The 7107-nt window shown below is 74.5% G+C and carries 6 protein-coding genes; 2 read left to right on the top strand and 4 right to left on the bottom strand.

Annotated features, from left to right (window positions below; genetic code table 11):
- From VR44_RS31615 to mtrA, 4 genes are all read right to left on the bottom strand, one after another.
- Nucleotides 1-454 (bottom strand): ComF family protein (locus tag VR44_RS31615; RefSeq protein ID WP_045951054.1); only part of this gene is annotated, 454 nt, incomplete at its 3' end.
- Nucleotides 455-531: 77 nt separating this feature from the next.
- Nucleotides 532-2433, bottom strand: a complete 1902-nt coding sequence (locus VR44_RS31610; RefSeq protein ID WP_245692619.1) for an LpqB family beta-propeller domain-containing protein — start codon at nucleotides 2431-2433, stop codon at nucleotides 532-534.
- Nucleotides 2420-4330: an MtrAB system histidine kinase MtrB gene (gene mtrB / locus VR44_RS31605; RefSeq protein WP_425424552.1), complete on the bottom strand. Its 1911-nt coding sequence runs from the start codon at nucleotides 4328-4330 to the stop codon at nucleotides 2420-2422. The genes VR44_RS31610 and mtrB overlap by 14 nt, the downstream gene beginning before the upstream one ends.
- Before the next feature lies 1 nt (nucleotide 4331).
- Nucleotides 4332-5021: a two-component system response regulator MtrA gene (gene mtrA / locus VR44_RS31600; protein WP_187344141.1), complete on the bottom strand. Its 690-nt coding sequence runs from the start codon at nucleotides 5019-5021 to the stop codon at nucleotides 4332-4334.
- A gap of 237 nt (nucleotides 5022-5258) precedes the next feature.
- Between mtrA and VR44_RS31595 the strand changes: the two genes are divergently transcribed.
- Together VR44_RS31595 and VR44_RS31590 are read left to right on the top strand one after the other, a co-directional pair.
- Entirely contained in the window at nucleotides 5259-6491 is a 1233-nt protein-coding gene (locus VR44_RS31595; protein ID WP_045951052.1) for a hypothetical protein, read from the top strand.
- An 8-nt stretch (nucleotides 6492-6499) separates the two neighbouring features.
- The coding region (locus tag VR44_RS31590; RefSeq protein WP_094192046.1) for a DUF4129 domain-containing protein at nucleotides 6500-7107 on the top strand (608 nt) is incomplete at its 3' end.

The following is a 7107-nucleotide window of genomic DNA, read 5'->3' as shown; positions in this document are numbered from 1 at the left end:
GCAGCCGCAGTACGGGCGCCACGCGCGCCGCCTCCCCGGCCCCGCGCAGCCGCCGCGAGGCCGCCAGCGCGATACGGCGCGCCGGGTCGTGCCCGCGCGCCCGCAGCGTCCGCCGCGCGGACGGCACCGGGACCAGCGCCAGCTCCCCTCCCCCTCTCCCGCCGGCCGCCGACACCGCCGCCGCCAGGGCGCCGCCCAGCGGGCCCGCCAGCGGCAGCGCCCCGCGCTCCTTGTGGGCGAGCACGACCGCCCGTACCGGCCCCTCGTACGGCACCGCCGCGTACACCGGCGGCAGGGACGGCCCCCCGCCCCGCACCGCCGGACGCACCGGCCCCGCGCCGGTACCGCCCAGGGCCCCGCGGCAGTCCCCGCACAGCAGCGAGCGCGCCGCCCCGCAGCCCGCGCAGTCGGCGGGCAGGACCAGCCCGGCCAGCTCCTGCCACCACCCGCGCATGGCTCCACCCTGCCCGGTGCCAGGGCAGGGCGCGACCCCTGTGGAAAACCGCCCGGCTCAGCCCGGCTCAGCCCGGCTCAGCCCGGATAGAACGGTGCCCGGCCGCCCGCCGCCGCGGTGCGCCACTGCGCGCCCGGCGGCAGCCACACGATGCCGTCCTCGGTGGAGGAGGCCACCACGGGCTTCGACTCGTCCTCCGAGGCGGCGATCGCGCTCAACCCGGTCGCCCCGGGCAGGCTCGCCGCGACCATCGACCCGTCGGCCAGCATGTAGCGGGCCTGGTCGACGCCGCCGCTCTCGCGGCCCACCACCAGCAGCCGGCCGCGCGGCGCCCAGCTCATCGCCGTCACCTCCGCCATCTGCGGAGCGGCCGGGCGCAGCTCGCGCACCGACACCTTCGAGGTGTCCCCCTTGCCCTCGGGCCGCTCGATCCGCCCGATGTAGAGGTTCTTGCGGCCGCCGTCCCGCTCGACGAGCAGGGCGATGCGCACCCCGTCCGAGGAGGCCTTCAGCCCGCTGATCTTCATCCCGTCCAGTCCGGCGACGTCCACCTTCTGCGGGGTGCCGGTCCCGCCGGGCACCCGCCACAGGCCCTGGCCCTGCGGGTCCTGGTCGGCGATCCACAGGTCGCCCTGGGCGTCCCAGCTGGGCGCGGTGAGCTTGCCGGTCCGGCTGGTCAGCAGCGGCTGCGGCATGGCTCCGGCGGTGGTCAGCGTGACGACGTACAGTCCGTGCCCGTCCTCGGAGACGACCGCGGCGCGCTTCTCGTCGTACGTCACGGCGGCCGAGCCCACCTTGAACCCGGCGGCGGTGGCCAGCGGCCCGGGGGCGGGCTCGGGCTTGTCCTGCTGCTGCTCGTCGGCACCGGGGTTGAGGACCATCCGCACGAGGCGGCCGTCCTTGTCCACGTAGTACTGGTGCTGCGGCGGGACCGGCCGGTTCGCGATCCCCGCGGCGGTGGAGCCGGTCACCCAGCACAGCGAGGACTTGCCGTCGGAGTGGAGCAGTTCGACCCGGTCCAGCCGGGAGGTCGTCAGGTCCCGGACCGTGTAGAGGAGTTGGGTGGCCATCTTCTGGCACTGCGGCTGGGCGACGTTCTCCCCGGCCTCGTTGAGCGGGACCCGCAGGGTGTTCTGGCCGTCGTAGGACAGGGACTTGGTGCCCTCGCGCAGTCCGGCGCCGGTCGGAAAGGCGGTGGAGGCGACGGGCCCGAGCCACTTGGAGGGCCCGGCGAGCAGGGACTGCACGGTGAGGGTGGTGGGGTTCGTCCGCGAGTCCGGGTCGCTGCGCTGGCGCACGTAGACGGGGTCCGCGACGAGCGTGTTGCCCGCGAAGTAGTACTTGTTGACGGGCTTGTAGATGCGCTGGAAGTCGGACTCGCCGAGCACGAGGCTGCTGGGCGGGGTGGCGATCCGCCACTGCCCCTTGACCTGGACCAGCTGGAGGTATTCCTCGTACCGGCTGCCGCCGATCTCCGGCTGGTAGGCGCTGCGTTCGTCGACGGTGGCGAGCTTCTTGCCGGTGACCTTCCAGCGGGGCCCGTCGGGGTCCTTCTCGCCCTGGACGGGGACGCGGTCGAGGCCGGAGGAGAGCACGGTGACGGCCGAGGAGGGCTTCCAGTTCTTGGCGGCGTCCTCGGTGAGGTACTTGCGGGCGGTGGCCAGCTGGGGGTCGTCGCCGGTCATGGCCTCCAGGAAGCCGTCGACGATCTCGGCCGGACTGGCCTTGTCGGCCGGGGGCACGCCGAAGACCCGCACCTGGGAGTCGACCCCCTGGGAGGCCTCCACGCGGCGGATCTCGCCGCGGTCGGGCATGGAGGCGCAGCCCGCGAGGAGCAGTCCGACGGCCCCCAGGGCCAGGAGCGGGCCCGCGCCCCTCGGCGGGCGGCCCGGCAGGGCCTGCCCCGCCCGCCGCCTCGCCTGCCGGCGTGCCTGCCGCCGGGCCTGTCGTGCCTGCCCGCGGCGGTCAGCGTCCTCCACCGGTTCCATCCTCCTGTGCGGGCACCGGCAGGGCGGTGGCGACCGCCGGGCGGGGCGGTATCGGGTCGCGGTCGGCGCGCCCGTCACGCCCGTCACGCCCGTCGGGGTGCGTGCCCGGGCCGGCGGTGCCCGGGCGTCCGGCGGCCTCGGCGGCGGCCCTGGCCCGGTTGCCCCGGGAGTCCTCGGGCTCCAGCGGGATCGGGGATCCGCGCAGCGGCTCGTCGGCGGTACGGGGCAGGGTGAGGCGGAACTGGGAGCCGCCTCCGGGCTCGCCCCAGGCCTGCAGCCAGCCGCCGTGCAGCCGGGCGTCCTCGACGGCGATGGACAGCCCCAGGCCCGTACCGCCGGTGGTGCGCGCCCGGGCGGGGTCGGCCCGCCAGAAGCGGTTGAAGACGCGGGTGGCCTCGCCGGGCTTGAGGCCGACGCCGTAGTCGCGGACGGCGACGGCGACGGCCCCGCCGGCGGAGGCGAGGCGGACGACGACGTCGCGGCCCTCGCCGTGCTCGACGGCGTTGACGACGAGGTTGCGCAGCACGCGCTCGACGCGCCGCGGGTCGGCCTCGGCGATGACGGGCTGGGTGTCGCCGAGGACGCGGATGCGGGTGCCCTTGTGCTCGGCGAGCGGCTCCGCCCCGTCGATGACGCGGCGCACGACGTCGCGCAGGTCGATGGGCTCGGCCTGGAGGTCGGCGGCACCGGCGTCGAAGCGGCTGATCTCCAGCAGGTCGGCGAGGAGGGACTCGAAGCGGTCGAGCTGTCCGGCGAGGAGCTCGGCGGAGCGTGCCGTGATCGGGTCGAAGTCGACGCGGGCGTCGTGGATGACGTCGGCGGCCATGCGGACGGTCGTCAGCGGGGTGCGCAGCTCGTGCGAGACGTCCGAGACGAAGCGGCGCTGCATCCGGGACAGCTCCTCCAGCTGCTGGATCTTGTTCTGGAGGTTCTGGGCCATCTTGTTGAAGGCCTCGCCGAGACGGGCGATGTCGTCCTCGCCGGTGACCTTCATCCGCTCCTGGAGCCGGCCGGCGGAGAGCCGTTCGGCGATCCCGGCGGCCATCCGGACGGGCGTGACGATCTGGCGCACGACGAGCCAGGCGATGGCGCTGAGCAGGACGACGACGAACAGCCCGGCGGTGGCGATGGTGCTCTTGACCAGGTTGAGGGACTCCTCCTCCTGGGTGAGCGGGAAGAGGTAGTACAGGTCGTAGGGGTCGCCGTTGATGTCGGTGAGCCGCTTGCCGACGACGAGCGCGGGCTCCGGCTGCTTGCCGGTCCCGGCGGTGTACCGGATCTGCGAGAACGTCTTGAACGTGCCGGTGTTGTGGTTGACGGCCTTGCGCAGGTCCAGCGGGACGCTCCCGGTCGGGTCGACGTTGCCGGAGGCGCGGGCGCCCTTGACGCCCTGGCTGGTGGGGGCCTGCTCCCCGGTGCCGGCGCCGAGCGCGGCCACCTCGAAGGCGGTCTGGCCGCCGCTGGCGAGCTGCTTGACGAGCGAGTTCATCCAGGTGCTGGCGTCGCGGCCGACCTTGTTGTCGGCGGCTTCGGCCGCGTCCGTGGCGTAGGGGGTGTTGGCCTTCTCCTGTGCGACCGCGAACCCGCCTGCGGCCTGGCTCTGGGCGGCCTCCTCCTTGGCGTCGAGGAGGCCCTTGCTGACCTGGGCGATGACGACGAAGCCGAGGGCGAGGACCACGGCGAGGGACATCAGCAGCGTGGCGGCGACCACCCGGAGCTGGATGTTGCGCCGCCATATGCGGACAGCCGGGAGCAGCGGCCGGCGCACGAGGCGTGCGCACAGCCGCAGCAGGGGGCCGCCGGGCGCTCCGTCGGCGATGTGACGGAGCTGCCTGCCGCCCCGCAGGGCTCCCCGGCGGGAGCCGCTCCGGGACTTGCCGGGCTGCACGTCAGCTGGGTCCGGCCTTGTAGCCGACACCGCGCACCGTCACGACGATCTCGGGGCGCTCGGGGTCCTTCTCGACCTTGGAGCGCAGGCGCTGCACATGCACGTTGACCAGGCGGGTGTCGGCCGCGTGCCGGTAGCCCCAGACCTGTTCCAGGAGCACCTCGCGGGTGAAGACCTGCCAGGGCTTGCGCGCGAGGGCGACCAGCAGGTCGAACTCGAGCGGGGTCAGCGCGATGGAGGTGCCCTCGCGCTTGACCGAGTGCCCGGCCACGTCGATGACGAGGTCACCGATGGCGAGCTGCTCGGGCGCGGGCTCCTCCGAGCGGCGCAGGCGCGCCCGGATGCGGGCGACCAGCTCCTTCGGCTTGAACGGCTTGACGATGTAGTCGTCGGCGCCGGACTCCAGGCCCACCACCACGTCCACCGTGTCGCTCTTGGCGGTGAGCATGACAATAGGCACGCCCGATTCGGCGCGGATCAGCCTGCACACCTCTATGCCGTCCCGCCCGGGCAGCATGAGGTCGAGCAGTACCAGATCCGGCTTGGCCTCCCGGAAGGCAGCCAGTGCCTTGTCACCGTCCGCTACGAACGACGGCTCAAAACCTTCTCCACGCAGCACAATGCCGAGCATCTCGGCCAGCGCGGTGTCGTCGTCGACGACGAGGACGCGTCCCTTCATGGTTGACATCATCCCATTAGCTAATCGTTACCTGGCGGTGAGCTGTCCCACAGCCAAAAGGGCTGGAAATCGCCCCCCGGACCTGCGTGGCGATCAGGACGACCAGTCTGCCCCGGATCCGCGCGACAATTGAAGTGAAGAGCGGACCGGGATCCGAGGGGGGACGGCCGGTCGTTCCCGGGCTTCCCCATGGCACGATGACAGCCGACCAGCGCGCCCGCCACGGCAGGTGCACGTGAAGGAGCGACGATGAACGACTCTCCGGGCTGGGCCGCGCCCGGATCCCCGTCCGACGGCCAGGCCCCCGAAGCCGCTCAGCAGCCGCCCGCGGGGGGCTCCGCCGACTCCAAGTGGTCCGCCGCCCAGCCACCGCCCGGACAGTGGAGCAGCCCCGCCGCCGGCCAGACCCCGCCGCAGCAGCCGCAGCAGGCCGCCGGCTGGGGCGCGTACCCCTCCCAGCCCGGACAGCAGCAGCCCGCCGCCCCGTACGCCTACGGGAACCCCGGCGGCGGCTGGGGCGGCCCGCCGCCCGCCGCCAAGCCCGGCGTGATCCCGCTGCGCCCCCTCGGCCTCGGCGAGATACTGGACGGCGCCGTCGCCACCCTGCGCGGCCACTGGCGCTCCGTGCTCTCCGTGAGCCTCGTCGTCGCCGCCCTGTCCGAGATCGCGCTCCTCGCCGTCCAGCGCCTCACCATGGACAGCCTCACGGTCCCCGACACCCAGCCCACCACCCCGGCGCAGGCCGTCCGCGCCCTGGGCGACGCCGGGATCCTCTACGGCGCCCAGTACTACCTCGAGGTCCTCGGGCTGATCCTGGTCACCGCCCTGCTGGCCCCGACCGTCAGCCGCGCCGTCCTCGGCCAGCCCTCCACCCTCGGCGGCACCCTCAAGGCCGTACGCCCCCTGGCCCCGCGCCTGCTCGGCCTCACCGGCCTGCTCCTCCTCGGCTCCCTGGCCGCCGGCCTGCTCCCGGCCCTGCCCGGCATCCTCCTCGGCAGCGCCGCCCTGACCGCCCTCGGCATCCCCGTCGGACTCGTGCTCCTGGCCTGGTTCTACGTGACCTTCGCGCTGGCCCCGCCCGCCCTGATGCTGGAACGCGGCACGCCCGCCGCCGCCCTCCGGCGCTCGGCCAAGCTGGTCAGGGGCTCCTGGTGGCGCGTCTTCGGCATCAGCCTGCTGACCTGGATCATCCGGACCATCACCTCCACCGTGATCGTCATGCCGTTCGCCGCCATCGCCATGGTCCTGGCCCCCGGCGGCCTCAGCGGCTTCCTCGACGGCTCCGCCGCCCTCAGCTGGACCGTCCTGGTCATCACCGGGATCGGCGCCATCGCCGGCGCCACCGTCACCACCCCCATGCAGACGGGCGTCACCACCCTCCTCTACATCGACCAGCGCATCCGCCGCGAGGCCCTGGACCTGGAGCTCGCCCGCGCCGCCGGCGTCGAGGGCTACGGCAGCACCACCCCCACCGGAGGCTGACGCGCCGCATGATCACGGGGGGACTCATCACCATCGCCGGCGGCGACACACCGCCGCTGACCACCGGACGCGAAGCCGCCCGCGAGGCGGCCGAACGCGAGCTGGCCAAGCCCATCTACCACCAGGACGAGCCGGGGCTCCTCCAGCGCGCCCTGGACCGCTTCTGGGAGTGGCTGGGCGAGTTCTTCGACCGCGCCTCCGGCGCCACCCCGGGCGGCGGCCTCGGCCTGCTCGTCATCGCCCTCCTCGTCGTCCTGGCCGTCGCCGCCCTGTGGTGGCGCCTGGGCACCCCCCACCGCACCGCCCGCGGCGCCGGCACCCTCTTCGACGAGGGCCCCCGCAGCGCCGCCGACCACCGCGCGGCCGCCGACGCCCACGCCGCCGCCGGCCGCTGGAACGAAGCCGTGCGGGAACGCATGCGGGCCGTCGTCCGCTCCCTGGAGGAGCGCACCCTCCTCGACCCCCGCCCCGGCCGCACCGCCGACGAGGCCGCCGCCGAAGCCGCCCGCTCCCTGCCCGCCCACACCGACGAGCTCCGCGCCGCGGCCCGCACCTTCGACGACGTCACGTACGGCGGCCGCACCGCCGACGCCGACACCTACGCCCGCCTGCGCAC

The organism is Streptomyces katrae (assembly GCF_000966975.1).
Classification (GTDB): Bacteria; Actinomycetota; Actinomycetes; order Streptomycetales; family Streptomycetaceae; genus Streptomyces; species Streptomyces katrae.
Note: the sequence above shows the minus strand (reverse complement) of the source record. Positions and strands in the feature narration are given on the sequence as shown.